Source organism: Extibacter sp. GGCC_0201 (assembly GCF_017566055.1).
Lineage (GTDB): Bacteria > Bacillota > Clostridia > Lachnospirales > Lachnospiraceae > Extibacter.
Genome location: NZ_JABFCH010000009.1, coordinates 134,324 through 156,106, shown reverse-complemented (window position 1 = coordinate 156,106; position 21,783 = coordinate 134,324). Strand labels below are relative to the sequence as shown.

The 21,783-nt window shown below is 44.7% G+C and carries 22 protein-coding genes; 17 read left to right on the top strand and 5 right to left on the bottom strand.

Annotated elements, in window-relative coordinates:
* Both HJV72_RS08495 and HJV72_RS08490 read right to left on the bottom strand, forming a co-directional pair.
* Positions 1-4,647, bottom strand: a 4,647-nt coding sequence (locus HJV72_RS08495; RefSeq protein ID WP_208070240.1) for an InlB B-repeat-containing protein, incomplete at its 3' end; no start/stop codon positions are given.
* Positions 4,631-5,089: a hypothetical protein gene (locus HJV72_RS08490; protein WP_208070238.1), complete on the bottom strand. Its 459-nt coding sequence runs from the start codon at positions 5,087-5,089 to the stop codon at positions 4,631-4,633. The genes HJV72_RS08490 and HJV72_RS08495, both read right to left, overlap by 17 nt.
* A gap of 242 nt (positions 5,090-5,331) precedes the next feature.
* On the opposite strand from HJV72_RS08490, the gene HJV72_RS08485 reads away from it, so the two are divergent.
* From HJV72_RS08485 to HJV72_RS08440, 10 genes are all read left to right on the top strand, one after another.
* On the top strand, positions 5,332-6,018 hold the full coding sequence (locus HJV72_RS08485) for a GGDEF domain-containing protein (RefSeq protein ID WP_208070237.1): 687 nt from the start codon (positions 5,332-5,334) through the stop codon (positions 6,016-6,018).
* 19 nt (positions 6,019-6,037) lie between these two features.
* Entirely contained in the window at positions 6,038-6,628 is a 591-nt protein-coding gene (locus HJV72_RS08480) for an RNA polymerase sigma factor (RefSeq protein ID WP_208070235.1), read from the top strand.
* Entirely contained in the window at positions 6,621-7,346 is a 726-nt protein-coding gene (locus tag HJV72_RS08475; RefSeq protein ID WP_066571166.1) for a hypothetical protein, read from the top strand. The genes HJV72_RS08480 and HJV72_RS08475 overlap by 8 nt, the downstream gene beginning before the upstream one ends.
* 19 nt (positions 7,347-7,365) lie before the next feature.
* Positions 7,366-8,289 carry a transglutaminase-like domain-containing protein gene (locus tag HJV72_RS08470; RefSeq protein WP_117772648.1) on the top strand — a complete coding sequence of 308 codons (924 nt, stop codon included), beginning with the start codon at positions 7,366-7,368 and terminating at the stop codon, positions 8,287-8,289.
* Between the two features lie 65 nt (positions 8,290-8,354).
* Positions 8,355-9,404 (top strand): type II secretion system F family protein, encoded by a 1,050-nt coding sequence (locus HJV72_RS08465; protein ID WP_208070233.1) that lies wholly within the window; start codon positions 8,355-8,357, stop codon positions 9,402-9,404.
* Between the two features lie 18 nt (positions 9,405-9,422).
* Positions 9,423-9,761, top strand: coding sequence for a hypothetical protein (locus HJV72_RS08460; protein WP_117772647.1), 339 nt, complete (start codon positions 9,423-9,425; stop codon positions 9,759-9,761).
* The gene (locus HJV72_RS08455) at positions 9,758-10,243 is read left to right on the top strand and encodes a DUF4860 domain-containing protein (RefSeq protein ID WP_066571172.1); all 486 of its coding nucleotides are present in this window, start codon (positions 9,758-9,760) and stop codon (positions 10,241-10,243) included. Before HJV72_RS08460 ends, HJV72_RS08455 begins: the two co-directional genes overlap by 4 nt.
* Positions 10,240-10,677, top strand: a complete 438-nt coding sequence (locus tag HJV72_RS08450) for a PulJ/GspJ family protein (protein ID WP_208070231.1) — start codon at positions 10,240-10,242, stop codon at positions 10,675-10,677. Before HJV72_RS08455 ends, HJV72_RS08450 begins: the two co-directional genes overlap by 4 nt.
* Before the next feature lie 13 nt (positions 10,678-10,690).
* A complete protein-coding gene (locus HJV72_RS08445; RefSeq protein ID WP_208070230.1) occupies positions 10,691-11,170 on the top strand; it encodes a hypothetical protein in 480 nt (159 codons plus the stop codon).
* A 12-nt stretch (positions 11,171-11,182) separates the two neighbouring features.
* The gene (locus HJV72_RS08440; RefSeq protein ID WP_208070229.1) at positions 11,183-12,241 is read left to right on the top strand and encodes a type IV pilus twitching motility protein PilT; all 1,059 of its coding nucleotides are present in this window, start codon (positions 11,183-11,185) and stop codon (positions 12,239-12,241) included.
* A gap of 451 nt (positions 12,242-12,692) precedes the next feature.
* On the opposite strand, the gene HJV72_RS08435 is transcribed toward HJV72_RS08440, so the two are convergent.
* On the bottom strand, positions 12,693-12,944 hold the full coding sequence (locus tag HJV72_RS08435; RefSeq protein ID WP_208070228.1) for a hypothetical protein: 252 nt from the start codon (positions 12,942-12,944) through the stop codon (positions 12,693-12,695).
* A gap of 90 nt (positions 12,945-13,034) precedes the next feature.
* Here HJV72_RS08435 and HJV72_RS08430 point away from each other — a divergent pair, with 90 nt between their 5' ends.
* The 7 genes from HJV72_RS08430 to HJV72_RS08400 all read left to right on the top strand — a co-directional run bounded on the left by HJV72_RS08430 (position 13,035) and on the right by HJV72_RS08400 (position 19,935).
* Complete coding sequence (locus HJV72_RS08430; RefSeq protein ID WP_243765579.1) at positions 13,035-13,838, top strand: MarR family transcriptional regulator; 804 nt, start codon at positions 13,035-13,037, stop codon at positions 13,836-13,838.
* Positions 13,831-14,361 carry a hypothetical protein gene (locus tag HJV72_RS08425; protein WP_208070227.1) on the top strand — a complete coding sequence of 177 codons (531 nt, stop codon included), beginning with the start codon at positions 13,831-13,833 and terminating at the stop codon, positions 14,359-14,361. Before HJV72_RS08430 ends, HJV72_RS08425 begins: the two co-directional genes overlap by 8 nt.
* A 251-nt stretch (positions 14,362-14,612) precedes the next feature.
* On the top strand, positions 14,613-15,140 hold the full coding sequence (locus tag HJV72_RS08420; RefSeq protein WP_208070226.1) for a DUF5697 family protein: 528 nt from the start codon (positions 14,613-14,615) through the stop codon (positions 15,138-15,140).
* Positions 15,141-15,143: 3 nt separating this feature from the next.
* Positions 15,144-15,806 carry a DUF6100 family protein gene (locus HJV72_RS08415; protein WP_208070225.1) on the top strand — a complete coding sequence of 221 codons (663 nt, stop codon included), beginning with the start codon at positions 15,144-15,146 and terminating at the stop codon, positions 15,804-15,806.
* Positions 15,807-15,902: 96 nt separating this feature from the next.
* Positions 15,903-17,033, top strand: coding sequence for a hypothetical protein (locus HJV72_RS08410; RefSeq protein WP_330618893.1), 1,131 nt, complete (start codon positions 15,903-15,905; stop codon positions 17,031-17,033).
* A complete protein-coding gene (locus HJV72_RS08405) occupies positions 17,023-18,999 on the top strand; it encodes a VirD4-like conjugal transfer protein, CD1115 family (RefSeq protein WP_208070224.1) in 1,977 nt (658 codons plus the stop codon). The genes HJV72_RS08410 and HJV72_RS08405 overlap by 11 nt, the downstream gene beginning before the upstream one ends.
* A gap of 18 nt (positions 19,000-19,017) precedes the next feature.
* The gene (locus tag HJV72_RS08400; RefSeq protein ID WP_208070223.1) at positions 19,018-19,935 is read left to right on the top strand and encodes a S1 RNA-binding domain-containing protein; all 918 of its coding nucleotides are present in this window, start codon (positions 19,018-19,020) and stop codon (positions 19,933-19,935) included.
* 345 nt (positions 19,936-20,280) lie between these two features.
* Here the strand turns inward: HJV72_RS08400 and HJV72_RS08395 are convergent, their stop codons facing one another.
* Both HJV72_RS08395 and HJV72_RS08390 read right to left on the bottom strand, forming a co-directional pair.
* Entirely contained in the window at positions 20,281-21,012 is a 732-nt protein-coding gene (locus tag HJV72_RS08395; protein ID WP_208070222.1) for a hypothetical protein, read from the bottom strand.
* A gap of 158 nt (positions 21,013-21,170) precedes the next feature.
* Positions 21,171-21,491 (bottom strand): helix-turn-helix domain-containing protein, encoded by a 321-nt coding sequence (locus HJV72_RS08390; protein ID WP_208070221.1) that lies wholly within the window; start codon positions 21,489-21,491, stop codon positions 21,171-21,173.
* Positions 21,492-21,783: the final 292 nt, after the last annotated feature.

Here is a 21,783-nt window from a genome sequence, read left to right as displayed (position 1 = left end):
CTTCGCCTCTTCCGTTACCGTCGTCCCGGTCGTTCCCGTCTCGTCCCTGCCTTCTTCCAGGGCGAATGTCCCGTCCACGTTCTCCTTGTAGTGCTCTACCCGGTACTTCGTGTCGTCGTTCGCTACCGTGCCTCCGGTTATCTCCACGTTACTGGCCGGCATCTTGAAGCCTTCCTTCTGGCTCCAGCCGCTAAAGTGGTAGCCTGCCGCTACCTCCGGTGCAGGCCTTACCGTCACGTCACTGTTGTATTCGTGGCTTTCTACATCTCCGTACTGCACGCCGTCCAGCACGTAGGTCACGTTATAGCTGTTAATCGTGAATGTTCCTTTGACCTCCAAATCCTCCGTACCCATAACTTCTGGAAGTGTCCTGTCCCAGCCGCTGAATCTGTAGCCTTCCTTCACTGGCTCTTCCCTCAACGGGTCGATGGTCTGGCCGTACTTGTAGGTGTCCAGCCCTCCATACTGCTCTCCGTCCACAAAGTAAGCTACTGTATGCTCTTCTCTTGTATAGAACAGCTTCAATACAAGCGAACCGTCTCCTGCAATCGTGCCTGATTCAATTGTACCCTCTGCTTCAGGGTCATGGTAGAATCCTGTATAAGTCTTTGCATTAGCTGTAGCAGTTTCTCCGGTCGTACCGGCCAGAGTATCTTCTGTTTCAAACAAGGTATACACGCCGCTTAACTGTTCCTGATAATGTTCAACCGTATATGCCGTATTGGTATTCGCTTTCCACTGTGCCACATACTCTGCATTATCAGTTACATTTTCTGCTACTTCACCCCATCCGTCAAAAGTATATCCCGGATTACCCGTAGGTTCTCCGGCATAAGCCGGAGTCATTGTGCCATAATCTAATTTGTCAAATGACTGTATGTCGAATGTCCCTTGTGTTCCCGGTTTGTACGTAACACGGAACTGCTGCTTAAAGTAGACTTTCAGAACAAGAGAACCGTCACCGTTTATCGTACCTTCTGTTACATTATTCGTATTTGCAGCATCAAAGACGTAGCCGTCCCTTGATGTCTGCTTATCTTCCTCCGTAATTGCCGCAGTGGCGCCAGTCGTTCCACTTCCTTCACGATTAAGGTCTGGCGTCTCAGGATATGTCCCTTCGCTTTGATAGTAGTATTCTACCGTATATTTCGTATCTTCTCTGGCTTTCCATTGTGCCACATACTCTACGGAAGACGTGACCTTATCAGAATATGCCGGAGACCATCCTGTAAATTCATAGCCTGCTTCTCCTTGCGGAGTGAATGAAGGGGTATCCGCATTATAATCCAGACCGCTGAACGTCTTATCGTCAAACGTTCCATGTTCTCCCGGCTTATATGTCACACTGAACTGCTGTTTGAAATACACTTTTAGTACAAGGCTGCCATCGCCTAGTACCACTCCTGCCTCAATATTTCCCGGCGCACCCGCGTCGTACACATATCCTTCTTTGTCCGGATTCCTGAAGGCCAGCGTATCAACGAGCTGTCCTGTTGTTCCTTTTGTCGTATCGTCACTTATTGTTTCATCCGGAGCTTCTCTGTAACTTCCGTTCGTTTGGTAATACCGTTCTACCGTATAGGCAGTATCCGTATTGGCTTTGTAGTATACTTTTATCGTTGTACCCGCTTTTACAGTCTCTCCTATCTCTTTCGGATCTGTTTCTGTAAAATGATAACCCGGGTATCTTTCTTCTGATGTATCGATATCACCATCCAATACCGGTATCACGTCGTCATTAATCCAGACGTCTCTTTCGATTTCTCTTGTATCATCAGATACGAGCACTCCGTCTTTATAATATTCTACCGTATACTTAAGCTTATGGGTGCTCTGCTTATCCTTGACACATACCGCTTTAAGCGTGGCATCTTTGGTTCCCATCTTATAAGCGCCGCTAACAGTCTCGCCCGCTTCATTCTCCCAGTGGTCGAATTTGTAACCGGTATCCGCTACAAGTCCTGTTGCATTAAATGTCTTTACATCTGCGGACTCTCCCTTATAATAATATCCATCAAGATATGATTCTCCGCTGCTGTGTTCACCTGCCACATAGGTAAGCTTATGGGCCAGCTCCGGCGTGACATGATATCTTATCTGATCGCCGTCCTGGATAACATAGCTTTCCAAGTTCTCAATAGTCTCCCAATTTTTAGATGTCTTATGAATTACATAAATAGCATGGCTCTCATATCGATCAGCTTCTGGTGTTATGTTGTAGGCTGTTTCTGCAAAATTCCTGATTTCGTCCTCACTATAACCGCCCTTATTTTCAGAATTGATTTCCTTGGCATATCTATCCGATGCCCCATCCTTTGACAGCGTTCCCTCGGGAGTCACTACATATGCGTCACTGCTCTCTTCCCCTGTGTAAAACCATACTGATACTTTCGCTTTGCTGGCTTCCCAGTGTGCTGTGTACTCTCTGTCTCCGGTGGATCCAGACTTTATCGTAACATCCTTATTCTCGTTGCCATCAAGCTCTGTTCCGCTCCATCCTTTGAATACATATCCTTCTTTCTCAGGATTAATAAGCGTAATATCCTTGGAATGCACCGTATATGTCTCCGGGTTCTTTCCGGCAACTATGCCGCCATCTAAATTATAGGATATACGATAATCTGCAATATCAAAGTAAAATTGTATCGGAGGTGTATTCTCCCTCTGAACAGTGGTGCCCCGTTTGGACTTTTCTGTATTCAGTGTGTAGCCTTCCGCACCCTTTGTATTAAGCAGAACAACAGATTGGTTGATATAACCTAGCTTTGTCTGAGTGTCTTCATCTTTCTTTACATACTCTCCATCTTTTGTTTCATAATAATATTCGATGTCATAAGCTGCTTTCTCTGATTCTTCTTCGGAAGCCCATACCGCCATTAGCTTTATCTTATTTGACTTATCTGCATAATCAATCACATCCAGCAAGTCTATTATGCTTCCCGGTTCATACAAACTTCCATTGCCACCTTTCAGTTCCCATCCTTGGAATACTTTACCTTCTGCGGTTGGCACAACTGTCGGTACGTAAATTTTCTTTTTGCCTTCGGCAGCGATGCTGTAACCCGTGTCATCCGACGGAATGCCATCAGCCTTGTCTACATCGCCCTTGTCATATATAGCATTATAGGTTTGAATCGTGGCATTTATTTTTAAAACAGTTAACGCATCATTACCTTTTTTTACATCAAAGTAATAATATCCATCTTTATCTAAAGACGGTTTCGTATTCGTACCGCCTGTGGTTGTAACTTCAATATCACCATATCCCGGAATAACTCTGTAGCGGAACTGTATTCGGGTACCATAATCCAATTGACCGCTATATTGAATCGGCCTGCTTAAAGGTGCCACAGTCCATCCAGGTAAATTATTTGCATTGTAAGCTTCAAGCTCGACACCCTGGATAGTCTCAGGCATGATTTCTGCCCATGTGGATGCACGGAAATTACCTTTAGTAACTACTATGTCCTCATATGCGTTACTCACTGTTATATCGTAGATGTATATCGATTTATTATAAGCATAATCCCATTTGTCTACAAGCTGTATCAATATCCCCGTGCCGGTTGACAATGTCGTGGCAGCACTGGCTCCCACCTCAAAGCTGGTAGGTACATTTACATCCTCACCATTAATCTGAAATGAATTTAACCGCCAATCATACTTTTGAGTTCCCTGTGCAGTCCTCACATTAAAAGTAAATGCCTCTCCAGGGTTAAAACCTGACTTCTGAGATTCCGAACCGCCGATACTGCCGCTCCATGTAGCCCCATGCCAGTTTTTCAGACTGGTATTATCTACCCAGGCAAAATACTCTGTTGCCTTTTTATATGTGACCGATACATGAATCATGTCTCCATCCGAAGGAACTGCCTGTTTGGCTGATACTTTGTATATGTTTGCCTCTTCTGCACTTATAACTATATCATTTACCATTACAGTTACATCGTATCCGCGCTCAGTGTTCAATTTTATTGCAAAGTCCGAACCATCTTTCACAGCGGTAGGGCAGTCTACAATCTTATTTAAGCTGTTTCCACCATTATCTGTCTCTGCCTGAATATTGTATGTTTTGACAGATTTATCATAGTACAGAACGACTGACTCATTCTCTTCCACCTTGGTAGCCGGTTCGTCTAAGCCGTCAGCCCCTTCCTCCAGCTCAGCAAAATACAAGGCCCCATCATACCAGCCGAGAAAGTTGAGCGGAAAACTGCCAACTCTCGCCTCTGTAAACTCATATCCTTCAATTTCCGGTGGGTTTACTTTTCCGGACTTTATCGTTCTCTCTTCTTCTACGCCGCTGTCATTGAAATGAATTTTGACAGGAACCGGATTTTCGGAATCTTTTAAGGACAGGCTGCTTGCGTCAGCTGATTCCTTTTCATCTTTCTCTTTTTTCTTCTCTTCTTCCTTGTTCTTCTTATCTGTCTCTTCCTTCTTTACTTCCTTATATAATATAGAAACTTCTTTATCTTCCGCTATGGCTGCAAGAGTATACGTGTAAACATTTCCGTTTACATTCGTGGGATTGATAACCGTTCCGTTCTTATCGGTCACTTTCTCGACTACGTAGCCATCGTTCGCTGTTATCTCGAAATTGTATGTAGTATCTTCTGCTACTTCTTCCTTATATATTATTGCCATCGTATGAGACTGTCTTCTTATCTCCTGTCGTCCATACTTTGATTACTCCGCCGTCTGCTTCAGGCTTGCGTATTACAACGTCATATTTCGCCTCCTCCGGAGTCTCCTCCTGAGGCTGTTCTGCGCTGTTTTCTTCAGGCGCTGTCACAGATGCCGATGAGTCGGTATTCTGCCCGGGCTGCTGTGCCGGCTCCTGTTGCACCGGCTGCTGCACAGGCTCCTGTGCCGTCGTCGTGCCGCCCTGGTCGACTACGCTGACATCTACCCCTTCATTATTGCTCTCCGGCTCCTGAGGCGCCGGTTCGCTCGCCGCCTGGGCCGATGCCTCCTGTGCGGCGTCAATCTCGTTTGCCTTCAGTGCGCTGCTCATCGAATACAATGCATTGGAACCTACCAATACGACAGCAAGTATCAATGCCAGCCATCTCTTAAACTTTTTCATATCAGCTTCTCCTTCCCGCTTCTAACTCCTCAATATCTCATTCCGGTTAAATTCTATATATGCACTAATAAATTAGACAATAATGCTCCTATATTAATTAAGAGCGTTGCCATGTCAAAAAGGGCTCACTTTTCACAGTATTTTTTAAAAAAATAATTCTCTGTTCCAATCCATACGATTATGTTATAATAGTCTATAATTATATGTTCTTGTAACATAATGGGGAAAAGGAGTCTTGCGCTATGCAAATGAAAAAATTAAGCCTTCTAAAAATGGTCCAGCTGACTGTACTTGTCATCCTGACCCTGGTCAGTATCTGTCTGCTCCTGAATTCGGATATCAAGCGGTATATTTTTTCCAATATGGCTGCGACCATCCTGTTTGCAGTGGTCTGGATAATTTTAATAGCAAGTTTTATATTTCTTTTGATGGATTTTAATGTCATTTCTGAAATGAAGCTAAACTATCACAACCTGTATCAGGTAGCCTATTCCGATCCTTTATCCGGAATACCCAACCGGTTCAGCTGTGACGTATTAATTGAAAAGTATATTGACCAGGATCTTCCGGACAGCGTCGGCTGTGCCGTACTGGATTTGACGAACCTTCCGGAAATCAATTCCAAGTATAACCATGCTACTGGAAATAAGCTGTTATCCGAGTTTTCCACGCTTCTTTCTTCCGCAGCAGCCAATCATGGCTTTGTTGGCCGGAACGGCGGTAATAAGTTTCTCGCTATCTTTGAAGACTGCGACAGGGCTAAACTTAATAATTTCCTGGAAAGTGTCGAAAGGAAGGTAGAGAGGCACAACGCCTCTTCAAAATCACTGCCTATCGAATATAAAGCCGGATTTGCTTTGAACAGCGAAGAAGAATTCCTGCAGATTACCAGGCTTATTGCTCTCGCCAACCAGCGGGTATACGAATAAAGAAAAGGAAATTAAGCTTATGGCAGAATTAGATTATGAATATATTGCCGGACTGGTTAAAAAGGCTCAAAAAGGAAACAGCGATGCTTTTGCTGAAATCTATGCCGCTACTTACCAGAAGCAGTATAAATTCACGTATCAGTATGTTAAAGATGCCTACCTTGCACAGGACATCCTGCCGGAAGTATACATACTCGTATTAAAAAATATCACAAAGATAAAAAATCCACGGCTTTTCATATCGTGGCTGAACCAGATAAATTTCCGTATATGCCTGAACGCCTGCAAGAAGCGGCGCCAACAGGTTCAGGAGCTTGGCAGCACAACCGACGGCCGTTCTATAATGGATACAAAGCCCGGCGACGGTCTGAATCCCGAGCAGGAGTTCGCACGGAAAAATGCCAATGAAGAGCTGATGGAAAAAATCCTTTCTCTCCCTCCCCAAGAATCCCAGGTTATAATCATGAAGTATTATAATGAGATGAAGCTTGAGGAAATCGCCAGTGCTATGGATATCAGCCGTAGCACTGTTAAGCGGTATCTTGCCCATGGACGGGCAAGTCTTGAAAAATTACTGGGAGAACAGAAAGGAGGAATCAACATTGGATAATACGAACACCAATCCTGATAGAATACCCGAACTGGATTCTGAAACTGCCAACCAGCTTCTTAATAATATCTTTGCAGAATGTGAAGTCGTACCTAATGCTATTCCTCTTGAAACGCTTGAGTCTTGGGGAAATTATAAAAAGACGGAGTTCCGTCTTGGCAGAGTCATCTCTTACGTTGTCCTCGTAATACTTGTCCTGCTGCCGCTTCTCTTCTTCCGCCCTACCATCATTGCACAGAGGACAAATGTAGATTCTACAGACAATGCGGTCTATGAGATACAGGTCAAGACGCTGCTACCCGTGGATGGAGTGTCGGCGACGATAGACGGTACCCCGGTTTCGCTGGAAAAGGTTGATTCTAAAAACTACATGGTAGCCATACCACAGAACGGTACGCTGCTGATCAAAGCTACGGCCATGAACGGACAATACTCGGTCAAAAAATATGAGGTGACTCATCTTGATATGGACAAACCGGAACTGATACGGTCATACACAGAGAATGGATTTATAAACATCGTCGTACGTGACACTTATTCGGGCATAGATTATGAAGGCATATCCGGAACTGCCTCTGACGGCAATACAGTTGAGCCTGAGGCCGTCGATAAAGAAAACGAAACCATAACATTTAAAATACCGAGCCAGCCGGTGAACATCATGATACCTGATAATTCAGGCAATACGCTGGAAATACTAATATCACCTACGGAATAGTCAAAGGAGGATACTGCACATGAATAAGAAGACAATATCTCAATCTGTATTGTTGCTTTTCCTGTGCTGTATCCTCTTTTGCAGCTGCGGGGGGAAGAAAAGTTCACCCTCCAGGTCAGGACCCGTACGTGACAATACTCCCCAGGCCCTTGTACCGGAGGCGAGCGGGACAACTACATACGGTAATGATATCGTGACATTTGATGCATCTCACACGGACCAGGGCTATATGATGGTGCAGTACAGGGGCACTAACGGGAAAGTCAAGCTGCAGTTTGCCGCTCCTGACGGTACCACTTACACCTATCTGCTGTCCCAGAGCGGAGGCTATGAGACATTCCCGTTCTCGGCCGGAAGCGGCACCTATTCGGCAAGCCTGCTGGAAAATGTACAGGACGATATGTACAGTATCGCCTTTGCCCAGGATATCGAAGTAAAAATCGCAGATGAATTCACCCCTTTTCTCTACCCGAACCAATATGTCAGCTTTACCCCTGATTCAAAGGCTGTCAAAAAGGGAGAAGCATTGGCTGAAGGGGCACATTCTGATTTAGAAGTTGTAGAAAATATATATCATTATGTAATCAAAAATGTATCTTATGACAATGAAAAAGCATCTTCCGTTACTTATGGTTACCTTCCTGTCGTTGATGAGACACTGGATACCGGAAAAGGGATCTGCTTTGACTATGCCTCCCTGATGGCTGCAATGCTCCGTTCGCAAGGCATCCCTACCAAGCTGGACATAGGGTATGCGGGAGACGCATATCACTCCTGGATCAGCACATATGTGGACGATAAAGGCTGGATAGACAATATCATCGAGTTTGACGGCACTTCATGGGAGCTGATGGATCCTACCTTCGCCGCTAACAGTGACAACAAGTCTTTGAAAGAAGCCGTCGGAGACGGAACAAACTATGTGTTAAAATATACGTATTAGTTTTGACGCATTTATTAATGGTTTAATTATGATATCGTTTAATTCTGATTAAGAAAGGAGTTCTTATGGCGCAGCAAATATTTACCCTTCTTTCCAATATGGAAATATCTGCCTTCTGTTCTCAGATGGCAATGATCTTACAGTCCGGCATCTCATCGATAGAGGGGGTTACTCTGATGCTGGAGGAAAGCAAAAGTTCTGATGAGCAGGAACTTCTTATGAGCATGCAGAAGACCCTGTTTGAAACGGGAAGCTTTTATGAAGCACTTGTCTCTACACAATCCTTTCCAGATTATATGCTGCAGATGGTAAATATCGGCGAACAGACCGGTAAGCTGGATGATGTCATGAAATCGCTTGGTGAGCACTATGACCGCGAAGCGACAATCGCCCAATCGGTCAAAAATGCCGTCACATATCCTCTTATTATGATATGTATGATGCTGCTCGTCATCGTCGTGCTCATAACAAAGGTAATGCCTATCTTCAATCAGGTGTTCCGTCAGCTCGGGAGTGAGATGACTGGTTTTTCCAAAGCCATTCTCAATCTGGGAAGTGCGCTGAACCGTTATTCAGTCGCATTCATAGCGGTGCTGGCTGCACTCATCATTTTTATCTTCTTCGTCACACGCACAAAAAGCGGACGCGCATGGTTTGGCAGGTTCACCGCCAGGTTTGCCTGGACCCGTTCCGTATCCGAGAAAATGGCTGCCTGCAGATTCGCCAGTGGGATGGCACTGACCCTTAGCAGCGGAATGACCCAGTCGGAATGCCTGGAGCTTACATCCAAACTTACAGACAACGAAAACTTCCGCCAGAAACTGGAGCAATGCCAGGAGAAGATGCAGGAGGGTGAAGATCTGTCCCAGGTGCTGCTTGATATGGACGTTTTCTCCGGAATATACGCCCGCATGGCTTCCATTGGCTCCAAGGCAGGTGTACTGGATGAAGTTATGGGCGATATCGCGGACAGGTACCAGGAGGAGATAGACCAGAGGTTCACGAATATGATTGCAACTCTGGAACCTACTCTTGTCATCATACTTTCCCTTATCGTTGGTATGATATTATTATCTGTAATGCTGCCACTGATGGGAATCATGTCTAGCATATAGAAGATTGGGGTAATATACATGAAGCAACGTTTTGTATCCAATAAGTCCAAATCCAACAGTAGAAATTTAATCGTTTCTATTTTAGTGTTCTTTATAATATTTGGCTGTTTCTGGTTCGGTATATCTTCCTTCTCCGATAAAGCTTCCGACCAGGAAAAGCAGACTCTGGAGACGGCGGTCAGCCGTGGCGTAGCCCATTGCTATGCCATAGAAGGCGCCTATCCGGAAAGCCTTCAGTACCTTAAGGAGCATTATGGGCTTATCTACGATGAAGACCGGTTTTTTATAGACTATCAGATTCTTGGTTCCAATATCATGCCTGACGTAACTATCATTGATAAGGAGGATGGGCAATGAAATTCCAGACCCGCCAGAAACATATGATCGATCTTATATTTCCGATAGCTCTTTTCTTTGTCTTTGCGGCATCGTCGCTTGCCGTACTGCTTCTGGCTGCCAATCTGTACAGCTCTACAACAGGGCAGATTCAGGCAAACGACCAGAACAGGACCTGTCTATCCTATATCACTGAAAAGATACGGCAAAATGACAGTAAGGGCGCTGTTTCCATCCAGGACATAGAAGGGACCCGATGTCTGGCATTGCGCGGCAATTATAATGGTGTGGACTGTACTACATATATATATGAATACGACGGTTTGCTCAAGGAGCTGTTCCTGAATGACGGGGTCGATATACTTCTGAAGAACGGCAAAACAATCATGGAAATCAACAGCCTTAGTATGGATAAGACCGGAACCGGGCTATTGGAATTTACATCAACAGATAAAAAGGGCGCCCAGGACTCTCTTATTATCTCAGAAAGGAGCGTGCCATGAAAAAACAGACCTCCAACCGCTCCGGGCTGCTTCTGATGGAAATCATCATAGCTATCCTCTTCTTTTCTGTTATCAGCGCCATCTGCCTGCAGCTGTTTGTAAAGTCACATATGATCAGCCGGGATACCGAAGAGCTCGACAGCGCCGTAAACCAGGCAGTTTCCACTGCTGATATCATACGCGGCACAGAAGACGCCGGAACTGTCCTCAGAGAGTATTATCCACATATGAAGGCAGAAGGCAGCACTCTATATATTTACTATGATAAAGAATTTCAGCCATGCACCGAAGCAGATGCGGCCTACTATCTGAAGATAGACAAAGGGGACACAGACAGCGGTATCACGGAATACAGGCTTTCCGTTGCTGAATCTGGCTCGTCCTCACACATATATGAGTTAGATATAGTATCATACAAGCAATTGAAACCATAGGAAAGGAGCCTCTATGAAGAAAAAGACATATCCTGTAGCCAATATAGGCTCCGTATCTTTGCTCATGGTATTTATCATACTTTGCCTTGTTACCTTTGCCACCCTGTCATTGTCCAGCGCTGCAGGAGATTACAAGTACAGCAAGGATACTGCCAGACATAATACGGAGTATTATAGTGCATGCAATGAGGCAGAACGGAAGTTGAAGGAGATTGACGGTATACTATGGAGCGCTTACAGGAACAGGTCCGATGATTACTATGCGGACGCCGCCGCATTGCTTAATACGGTGGAAGGAATCGCCCTGGATCTATCATCTGACGAGCCGATATTGACCTTTGAAGAAAAAATCAATGAAGATAAAGCACTGAAAATTGTTCTGACACTGAATAATTCTGATAACCTTTCCGGCGGTTTTTACCGCATTACATCCTGGCAGGAGATATCTACTGCAGGATGGGAGGGAAATGACCGTCTAAAATTAATCGAATAGGAGATTTTCATAATGAATGCAACTGATTTTTTTGAAAACGCCATAGAGAAAAAAGCATCGGATCTTTTTATCATCGCAGGCCTTCCTGCATCTATGAGGGTCAATAATACGATCGTACGCATCAACGCTGACCGGCTTCTTCCCGATGACACGGAAGACCTGCTCCGTCAGATATACGAGCTGGCGGGAGAACGTTCCATGGACAAGCTTCTGGAAACGGGGGATGACGACTTTTCCTTTGCCATCGCGGGACTGTCGCGTTTTCGTGTTAGCGCTTACAAGCAGAGGGGCGCTTTGTCGGCCGTTATTCGTATCATTACCTTTATGCTCCCGAATCCGGCTTCGCTCGGTATACCTGACAGTATAATGAAGCTGGACCGATTCCCGAAAGGCCTGGTCCTTGTGACAGGTCCGGCCGGAAGCGGCAAGTCGACGACGCTTGCTTGTATGATAGATGATATCAACCATAACTTTGAAAAGCATATCATCACGCTGGAGGATCCGCTTGAATATCTGCACCGGCACGATAAAAGTATCGTGAGCCAGAGGGAAATCAATGTAGATACGGACAGTTACGTGTCTGCCTTGCGTGCCGCGCTGCGGCAGAGTCCCGATGTCATCCTGCTTGGCGAGATGCGGGATTATGAGACGACACAGGTAGCCATGACAGCCGCAGAGACTGGTCACCTCATCTTCTCGACCCTGCACACGATTGGAAGCGCTAATACGATAGACCGTATCATAGATGTGTTCCCGCCTAACCAGCAGCGCCAGATTGCTGTACAGCTGTCCATGGTACTACAGGCGGTCGTATCACAGCAGCTCGTCCCTTCTGTGGACGGCGGTATGGTTCCTGCCTTTGAGATTATGACAGTAACCCCGGCCATCCGCAACATGATACGGGATAATAAGATTCCTCAGATAGACGGTATCATCTATTCTTCTGCCAGCGACGATATGATAGCCATGGATACGAGCCTTCTGCGCCTGTATAAAGCAGGCATCATCACAGAAGAGACCGCGCTTACATTTGCAACAAATCCGGATATGCTCGGGAAGAAATTGCGATAGGTTATCGCTGAAAAGAATAACATGTTAAATCAGGTTGTACAGCCAACGGTTAAGAAAACGCCATAAATACAAGATTTATGGCGTTTTTACGTTCCCGAGGTGATTCGAACACCCGACCTACCGCTTAGGAGAAGATAAAATCCAATCAACCCACGTATAACCCAGAACCCTTATATGTCCTAAAAACCCCTATATTTTCTGGACTTTTTACACTTTGAATCGGGATGGAATATCCTCAAATTCCATCTCGTTTCCTCTTGTATTCTGGTGTGAAATTAGCAGATTGTTAGCAGAAAGTGGAATCGAACTATGACATTCCACCATTATTAGCAAGTCAAACTCTCTTTCAGGACGCTTTTCTGAAAAGTAAATTTCAGAGGTTGAAATAATTATAGCATATCATGTAAGAAAAATAAATAAGAGTAGGAGGCCCTTTATTATGAACTACCAATTAGAACTCAAACAGCTCGTCGATTATCCTCGATGCAGGATATACCGAGAATTCATACACTCCCTTATAAAAGATAAGAACATCCGGACGTCTGGAGGTTCTTATCTTTTTTATTACCTGATTCTTTGTTCTTATGCAAATTACCGAAGATCCTATCGTAGAATCGAGGGAATCACTTATACCGTCGAGGCCGGCGAATGGATATGTTCTGTCAAAGATCTTCAGAATGAATTCCGGTTCCGCTTCCAGCATCAGGTACTTTCTCTCCTGAATTATTTTGAAGAACAGCATTATATTTCCTATTCCCTCTTAGGAAAAAGCAAGCTGGTAAAATTCACTGTCTTGGATTGGAAATCTGAAAACACCGTCCTCAGCTACAGTTATCCCTGCAAAAAGGATACGGGATTTTTCTTCTTCCCGGTAAAAAAGGTCCATGAGCTTATCAGCATGGGGAAAAGTTCGGAGATGGATGTTTTGCTTGATTTGTGGATTCACACGGTTTATAACGACACTCATGTTCAAGGTTCCGAGGTTGGCCCTGTGGTCTATATCCGAAACCACACCGGCAGCCCGCTGACCAGCTATAGTGAACTGGCGGAACGGTGGGGCCGCTCCAAAGCGACTACCTGCCGGATTATCAAAAAGCTGGAGGGGTTGGATTATATATCCGTCATTTCCTTTTCAGGCTCTCATGGCAGCGTAATTTATCTGAAGAATTACCTGTCAACTATGTTCTCCCTCTCAGACGTTTTAATCGACAAAGAGGAAGTTGCTCTTTCGCTTAGTTTAACCGTACAAGTTCCTGATGATGCTGAGACTGCCCCTGAACCGGAAATCTCTGAACAGATTGTTGTTTCAGATCCGATAGACGGCGTTCCAAAAACACACATAAATTTCATTATCGAAAAAGTGGCAAATTTATTGGAAACACAGGCTCTCCCGTGCTGTCGGTGCCGGAAGGCAAAATACCAATTATCTAAATTATCAGACTGCAGAGGACTATATAGATTCCAGATTATCTGTCCCTTTGGAGATAGGACGTATCAGTTTGAGTTACGGATACGCACGAATGAACCGCACACACCGCCGGCGTTATTCAGGCAGACACAAACCATCGAATTAAAAGGAGGAAACAGCCATGTCTAAGTCACAGAGAAAACTTGAAATTCACGGTGAGGACCCACGGTTTCACGACACCTACCAGTTTTTAAAGCGTTACCGGGATGCCACCTACAGCCTGAAAGTCGTTGTTCATCAACTGGAAATCCAGTTCCAGATAAACTATGGAAATTCCATAGATGACTTTCTGGACAGTATCTATACGGCCGGAGCCGAACTGAATGGATCAGATATTGAGGAGCGGGCCAGGAGTATTGAGCGAAGCAACAAAATGCTGAAGCTTTTGGAATCCTCTGTGGATTTACTGCGGAACAACCACAAATATGGGGAACAATACTACTGGATTTTATATTATTCGTACCTGTCACCACAGGAACTGAAAAATACGGATGAAATCATTGAGAAGCTGGTTCCCCACATTGATAATATCTCCTACCGAACCTTCTACCGCAAGCGCCACGCTGCTGTGGAAGCATTAAGCACGATTCTCTGGGGATTTACAGCCAAGGAAACCCTTGAGCTTTTAAATAAATTTTTCCCGGAAGAATAAATGGCACAGGGTGTCAGAAAATTGGCACAAAAATGCGATTGTAAGGGAAATTTACCCATGCTACAATATTCATGCTTATAGTTTTCGCTTTTTTTCAGCACCATTACCCGGTGCTTTTTTGTTGCCCAAAAACCCGCTGACATCCTGACATCTTCTGTACTTAATGCTATACGTTTTTTGTAAGTATAAAGGCTGCACGTATTTTGTACTTACAGCATTACGCACAAAATATGTTTTGAAAGGAGTCCACCATGAAAACACGAGATAAAATATATAACCACGGAGAAGCCGCTGCTATCTTGCGTATTATCTCAACCTACCATGTACTGACCTATGAACAGGTTCTTCGTTCTTTTACAAAGAAGGAGGATACAATAAATACGCTACTCCGAAATCTGATAAAACGAGGGCGCATATTCTACGATGCAGCAACAAATCTGCTCTATGACCAGAAGGATGCCCTGCGTGAAGTGGATTATGGAATGATTGCAGCCTACTGGGTGCTGTTAGATTTTAAGCCGGCATTGGTGTATCATACATCTGGGGAATACCCGGTAAAGATACATTTCTTTTCTCAGGATGAGGTTTACGAGATTATTTACATCCCTCCAGAACAGGAAACTCTCTTGGCTCATATCCTTTCACAGTTGAAAACCGATGCGAACCGTCTGGTGATTATACAGTCAAAGGAGCAGGCTTTTAAAGTAAATATTGATCATGTCACAGCATTCTGCCTGGTGTCTTTGGATGGAACCGTCAGCTATTACAGGAAAGGATAAAAAATGGATCAAACACAATTATTACAGCGCATTATCGGAATTGAAGATAGTTTGGACAAACTAAAAAATTCTGTGTATGCAATGAAGACGACGGACCTGCAAAAATACCCCACGAACTATGAAGAACTCAGCACGGATGCGGCTTTAAGAGCCGAGCGCATTGCCTGCCAGCTCCGCAACCTGATATACGCAACCGGATTCTGCAAAGCGAATTACATGAACAAAGCCGCCAAGGTTCACGGGATTCAGATTACAAGTGAGGAAAATATCCTGACAATCCGTCTCCCCGGACTGCTTCCCAAACGAAAAGCCCATGTGAATACGTCATTTATCAATGAACCGCTCCATTATGCACTGAAGGAATATCTGGAACACAATGCACTTCCCTTATTTGAAAATTGTGTCGTATGCTTTATCCAGATTTACGATGAGCGGCTTCCGCTGCGGCGCATCCGGGATTATGACAATTTAGAATTCAAGCAAATTTTAGATACCATATCCCCATTCGTTTTGCAGGATGACAACGGATTGTTCTGTGACTCCTATCACACAACAAAGCTGGAAAGCGCCGACTATACTTCTATCCACATTATGGATAAAGCCATGTTTCCGAAATGGCTGAAGCTGCAAAAAAACAGCTTATCAGACCTGTCGGAAATTTCCTGAAATAATTATCCTCGTTGCCGACATAGGTAAATCATCACACGGAACCAGTAAATTCCGTGTTTTTTAGTGCCTAATTTTCCACGATTCTACCCAAGTATGGAGTCTGATGGGTATTTTTTAAGGAGTGATGCCACTATTCATACAGATACAACTCGTTATATCCTGCTGGAGATGATAGCGCTTTGTGGTGAATTTCCTGCAGAACAACTAAGCAGGGTGATTCCCGGTGCATATGCAGAAAAAGTGATTACACAGCTCAAACAGGAAAAGTTGCTTCGTACTCATTACAAAGATAAATTACGGGGCTACCGGCTAACGAAAAGAGCAAAGGAAATGTTGCTTGAGAACAATCCTGACCGCTTTGCTTTTTATCTGACCGGAAATACGGAAACCAACCAGATCCGTTCCGAGCCCACAAGGCGGATGCGGCTTTATCAGAAAGCTGAGGCTTACATCACGTTTTTTCATGCTGGTGTACCGCTGTTTCCAGATGCGAAGCCAGCCTTGTTCCTGCCCGGAGGCAAAGCAAAAACACTGCAATTTCCTCTGTTTTACTCCAGCAGAGAATTAAAACAGCTCGGTACAAGCACAATAAAGATCAAAAATTCCCGGAGCGTAGGGATATTGCTGACCAAAACTACAATTTACGTCATGTATAACACGGGAACCTCTTTGTTGAAGTGGGAGTATCGGACAGAAATCCGGGTGAACGCCTTTCTGCAGCATTACTTTAATGGGAATCTCTATCCACGTATCCCACAGATTCGGGCAATAATGCTTGGAAGGGATATGGATACAGCCATAAAGTTGATGACCAGTACCGGGGGATTCAAAAAGTCCTTGTTTTGTCTGGACACCTCTTATGAGCACTTTCACTATCTGCCCAACACCCCGGAAGGCGAAGTTTTATTAAAGCTTTTATGCCGCCCAAAATTATTGGGCCAGCTAAATCAATTACTACTCTCTGACCTGATGCCTCCCAATGAGCATCTGGCCATCGAGCATGACGCTCTTACAGCATCCGGCGATGTTGTTTTGTTTGCCTATGATTTTGACATGCAGCGTATCAACCGATTCAATACGGCAGTACAGCTATTTGGACAGAAGGGAACCATCGTTGCTTTTGACTTTCAGGTTCCAACGCTAAAAAACTATCTGAATACAGAAATCCAATACTCCGTAATTGACTTCCAGAAGTTCAAAAGGGGGTTTTTTCATGAAACGTAAATGGTGGAAGTGCATATTTGCGCTTCCCATCTGCCTGTGTACCGTCTATGCAGGCGGATATATCACACAGTTTATATATTATTACCGGGTCTGGACAGATGCAGGAAACTTTGCAGGAAACGGCTCTTTTCCGAAAACACCATCGCCCCGGCTTGAAGCCTGCCTGTCCGCCCTTACCCTATTCCCATATAACCTATATGGGATTTTTATTTGTCTGGCTGCCTTCTTGCTGCTGGTATTTTTATTTATGCGGATGGGATATGACCGTAATGGCGGTATGGCAGACAAGGAACGGAATCTGTCTTATTCCAGCAAAGGCACCTACGGTACCGCCGGATTTATGACTCCGGCAGAAATGCATCAAGTCCTAAAACTGGTTGACAATGTAACGAAATACAAAGGACCCATTTTGGGGAAGCTTGGAAGTAAAGCCGTCTGTCTTCCCGTAGATACCCGCATGAACAGCAATGTCGCTGTTTACGGGGCGTCCGGCTCCATGAAATCCAGAGCTTATGTGCGTAATGCAGCCCTTCAGTGTGTGGCCCGTGGGGAAAGCCTCATCTTTACAGATACGAAATCGGAACTGTACGAGGATCTGGCTGTTTACTTGGAAGAACATGGATATATTGTAAAGGTATTTAATCTGGTGAGTCCGGAATGCTCGGATAGCTGGAACTGCTTATCTGAAGTAGAAGGGCAGGAAACCATGGCACAGATATTTACGGATGTCATCATACAAAATACTGGTTCCGGTAAGGGAGACCATTTCTGGGACAATGCAGAGCAAAACCTGCTAAAAGCATTGGTTCTTTATGTGGAACAGGGGTTCCCGCCGGAAGCCAAAAATATCGGGCAGGTCTATAAGCTTCTGACCATGAGTTCCGAAAAGGAACTAAACGCCCTGTTTGACTTGCTGCCTATATCTCATCCGGCAAAGGTTCCCTACTGTATCTATAAACAGGCCAGCGATACAGTGCGAAGCGGAGTCATCATTGGTCTTGGTTCCCGGCTCCAGATTTTTCAAAGTAAGCTGATCCGGCAGATAACCGCCCATGATGAAATAGACATTACGCTTCCGGGACGGGAAAAATGTGCGTATTTCTGTATTGTCAGCGATCAGGACCATACCTTTGACTTCCTCTCCTCGCTGTTTTTGTCCTTCGTTTTCATCAGATTAGTGCGCTATGCGGATATACACTGTGAGGGAGGTCGGCTTCCGGTTCCGGTACATATCCTTGCGGACGAGCTGGGGGCTTCCTGTGGAACTATTTTAGATCTGCCCACAAAAATATCCGTCATCCGAAGCCGGGGAATCAGTATTAGCTGTATTTTTCAGAACCTGCCCCAGCTTCAGAACCGTTACCCCTATAATTCCTGGCAGGAAATTTTAGGGAATTGTGATTCTACGGTTTTTTTAGGATGTACAGATCCCATTACAGCACAGTTCATTTCTGAGCGGACCGGAATTGCCTCAGTCAATGTATCCAGTGAGGCAAAGCAGCTAAATACATGGCGGGTATCCGATTATACGCCGGAATACCGGAAGACAGAATCCATCGGAAAACGGGCAGTCCTGACACCAGATGAGGTTCTGCGCCTGCCGCTGGATGAAGAACTGATTATCCTCAGAGGCCAGAAAGTCCTTAAAGCAGAAAAATTTGACTATGTGCTGCATCCGGAGGCAAAAAAATTACGAAAACGAAAGGCGTCCGAACATATCCCGCAATGGCAGAAACAGGAGCTTAAAGAAGTGGACTATATGCCATCCATGCCTAAGCCTAAGCGTGGGCGGAGAAAAAAGCCGGCACTGGATATTCCCCCTGCAGCCTTCCCTTCCGATACACCCGAACCACCTTGGGGAGAAGATTATCCTTCCACTTCCCCGGATGAGACTGCTGATCTTATAAACGAACCCTCAGAGGATGAGGATTTCATTCCTCTGGACAAGGATTCCATTATGTTTTAGAAAGAAAGGAGTTTTACTATGCCAAACGAATTAAACAATATCTTAACCTTGGAGGCGGATGCCTCTATTGAGACACAACAGAGCAAAGAGGAACTGGCATGGCATGAAATTACCAATGCCTACCGTACCAGACGGATATTAACCGGAATACTGGGCGGAATCGAACGTCTGGAGGGTGGCGCCACCATTGCTATCATTTACTATAAGAATTTCCGTGTCGTGATTCCTGTCAGTGAAATGATGCTGAATCTCTCCGTTGACGAAAATCATAACTATGGGGATTTGTCGCTCCGGCAAAATAAAGTGCTGAATACCATGCTGGGCGCTGAGATTGATTTTATTATCAAGGGATTGGATGCAAGGGCAAGAAGTATTGCTGCCAGCCGGAAAGATGCCATGTACAAAAAGCGTCAGATTTTTTATCTGGACAAAGACGCCTCTGGAAAACCCAAGGTCTACGAGGACCGGATTGTACAGGCAAGAGTGGTAGCTGTTGCCGAGAAGGTAGTCCGTGTGGAACTATTTGGCGTGGAAACCTCCATCCCCGCAAGGGATTTGTCCTTCGATTGGTTGGGAGACGCAAAGGAACGGTTCCATGTAGGGGAACAGATTCTGGTCCGGGTTCTGAGCGTGGATGCACAGGATACGGATCATATTACCGTCCGTGCAGATGTGAAAAGCGTGGAAGGGAACACCAGCCTCGCCAATATGCAGCTCTGCAAGGTACAGGGAAAATACGCCGGCACCGTGGAAGATATTCATAAAGGAACTGTCTTTGTACGGCTTACCATCGGCGTCAATGCCATAGCCCATAGCTGTTACGATAACCGGACCATCGGCAAAAAGGATATGGTATCCTTTGTGGTCACCCATATAGATACGGAGCGAAATGTTGCTGTTGGAATCATAACAAGAATTATTAAACAGAACATTTAAACTCCATTATATTGCAGCACAAAACAGCTTGTGCTATACTAATTCAATAATCGAACAGGAAAGAACGGATGCAATTTCTTGCCCTCTAGTCTTGAGAAAGAAAGAGGGTGATGCCCATGAATACGCTTGAAGTGTTAACACTACTGCTTGTGGTATTTGCGGCTTTGACCTACTTGGATAATCGACATAATAAGAAATAGCATCCCGCCCTGAGAAAGTTGGATGCTATTTCTTACATAGTTATTTAATTACTGAGGGCATCAGATCTTGCATCTGATTACCTTTCTTGCTTTGATTATACACTGGGGGATGCGAGAAATCAAGTCCCCCCTTATTTGAATTTTGCTATTCCCCTTCCTTATGCCCATTCTCAAGCACCGGCGCATAGATTGCAGTCACCTCCATGCGGTCCTCTTTGTCCGTATCAATCTGCACATAGTAATCGCCAATATAATATGTGGTATAGTCACCCTGAAGGGAGTACAATTCCAAGGTATTAAAATCCACTAAACAAAGATCTCTCGGTTTCCATGGCTTGCTCTCCGGTTCGTAAGTCTCCATAACCGCCAGTATTTTATCAAGGCACTCCTGACACAAGTGCTTTTGTACATTCTTTACTTGAAAAATGCTGTCATCCCCATAGGTGATTTCCATCGTAGCAATCCCACGATCCGAGTTGGGTGAACTATGGAAAAAGCAGCCGCCTTCTCCGGTTGCGGTATAGGTGGTATTCATGCCTCCTCTGGGCCCGGTTAAGCTTCCATCATCTGCATGGTTCCTGATTTTCATATCTATCACATACCAGTTATTCACACAGATAATCCCCAAGTCATCATATTTCCGGAAAAGCCCCATGAGGCTCCGGTTGCTGTTTCCGCACAAATAGCATTCTTTCGCTTTTTTCAGTTTGCTCTTGGCCGGTTCTGCTGATTTTCGTACCCATGGTTCATGGTTTTTAGCAGAGATGCCGCTTTCTTCCTTTTGCGTGGACAGCTCTTTTGCCGAATACTTCCCCATTCCAAATCCCAAAATAATTCCTGCCATACATACGATAATGCCCAAAACTGCTTTTTTCATTTTGTATAACACTCCTTCTTGATATAGTTCTGACAGTATTACTATACCAATTCTCAGAGTGTTTTTCATCATATAATACGCATTTTATTCGTAAAAAAGCGTATTATATTGCGTTTTTATGTCGAAAAAATGTCTGCACCTACCATGCAGACAGTAATCTAATCCCTTAATTCTTCAATGACAACATCAAATATGTTCATCGCCTTCTTTTGTTTTTGTACAGGGAGTTCCTTCAGACGTTCCTGCTGGGCCGAATAACGCTTTTTGGCGTTCAGCGGGACCACATCTTCCAATATATCGTTGGGTTCTGCGCCAAGCAGATTGATAATCCTTACCAGCACATCCAATGCAGGTGTCTTGATGCCACGCTCAATGGCGCTCAGATAAGTGGGACTGATCTGTGCCTTCTCTGCCAGTTGCTCCTGTGTAAATCCCGCAAGTTCTCTATACTTTTGTATTTTCCTGCCGACGCCTTTCATAATACACCCTCCTATCAGTTCTTCCAATCTCGTACTTACAGTATTAGTCCGTAGTCTTAGTATATGGGGTTTGCACGAATTCAAACAGAATCTGACAGTGTTAGATAACAAGCACTGTAAGAGCGTCACACAAATGGCAGATAAGAGGCATGAAATGGCACATTCCTGCGATTGTAAGGGAAATCCCCCCATGATAAAATTGATATTGTCAAAATTATATGCAGATGAAGATGCAGCACTCACGGACCATAAGCCTCTGGCCCGAAGGTGCTGCATTTTCTTTTGCGGGAGG

Excerpts from the sequence above, each read along its gene's own strand:
- HJV72_RS08490 (WP_208070238.1), bottom strand. The coding sequence starts at position 5,089 with ATGAAAAAGTTTAAGAGATGGCTGGCATTGATACTTGCTGTCGTATTG.
- HJV72_RS08485 (WP_208070237.1), top strand. The coding sequence starts at position 5,332 with ATGCAAATGAAAAAATTAAGCCTTCTAAAAATGGTCCAGCTGACTGTA.
- HJV72_RS08480 (WP_208070235.1), top strand. The coding sequence starts at position 6,038 with ATGGCAGAATTAGATTATGAATATATTGCCGGACTGGTTAAAAAGGCT.
- HJV72_RS08470 (WP_117772648.1), top strand. The coding sequence starts at position 7,366 with ATGAATAAGAAGACAATATCTCAATCTGTATTGTTGCTTTTCCTGTGC.
- HJV72_RS08465 (WP_208070233.1), top strand. The coding sequence starts at position 8,355 with ATGGCGCAGCAAATATTTACCCTTCTTTCCAATATGGAAATATCTGCC.
- HJV72_RS08460 (WP_117772647.1), top strand. The coding sequence starts at position 9,423 with ATGAAGCAACGTTTTGTATCCAATAAGTCCAAATCCAACAGTAGAAAT.
- HJV72_RS08455 (WP_066571172.1), top strand. The coding sequence starts at position 9,758 with ATGAAATTCCAGACCCGCCAGAAACATATGATCGATCTTATATTTCCG.
- HJV72_RS08450 (WP_208070231.1), top strand. The coding sequence starts at position 10,240 with ATGAAAAAACAGACCTCCAACCGCTCCGGGCTGCTTCTGATGGAAATC.
- HJV72_RS08445 (WP_208070230.1), top strand. The coding sequence starts at position 10,691 with ATGAAGAAAAAGACATATCCTGTAGCCAATATAGGCTCCGTATCTTTG.
- HJV72_RS08440 (WP_208070229.1), top strand. The coding sequence starts at position 11,183 with ATGAATGCAACTGATTTTTTTGAAAACGCCATAGAGAAAAAAGCATCG.
- HJV72_RS08435 (WP_208070228.1), bottom strand. The coding sequence starts at position 12,944 with ATGCTGGAAGCGGAACCGGAATTCATTCTGAAGATCTTTGACAGAACA.
- HJV72_RS08425 (WP_208070227.1), top strand. The coding sequence starts at position 13,831 with ATGTCTAAGTCACAGAGAAAACTTGAAATTCACGGTGAGGACCCACGG.
- HJV72_RS08420 (WP_208070226.1), top strand. The coding sequence starts at position 14,613 with ATGAAAACACGAGATAAAATATATAACCACGGAGAAGCCGCTGCTATC.
- HJV72_RS08415 (WP_208070225.1), top strand. The coding sequence starts at position 15,144 with ATGGATCAAACACAATTATTACAGCGCATTATCGGAATTGAAGATAGT.
- HJV72_RS08410 (WP_330618893.1), top strand. The coding sequence starts at position 15,903 with ATGGAGTCTGATGGGTATTTTTTAAGGAGTGATGCCACTATTCATACA.
- HJV72_RS08405 (WP_208070224.1), top strand. The coding sequence starts at position 17,023 with ATGAAACGTAAATGGTGGAAGTGCATATTTGCGCTTCCCATCTGCCTG.
- HJV72_RS08400 (WP_208070223.1), top strand. The coding sequence starts at position 19,018 with ATGCCAAACGAATTAAACAATATCTTAACCTTGGAGGCGGATGCCTCT.
- HJV72_RS08395 (WP_208070222.1), bottom strand. The coding sequence starts at position 21,012 with ATGAAAAAAGCAGTTTTGGGCATTATCGTATGTATGGCAGGAATTATT.
- HJV72_RS08390 (WP_208070221.1), bottom strand. The coding sequence starts at position 21,491 with ATGAAAGGCGTCGGCAGGAAAATACAAAAGTATAGAGAACTTGCGGGA.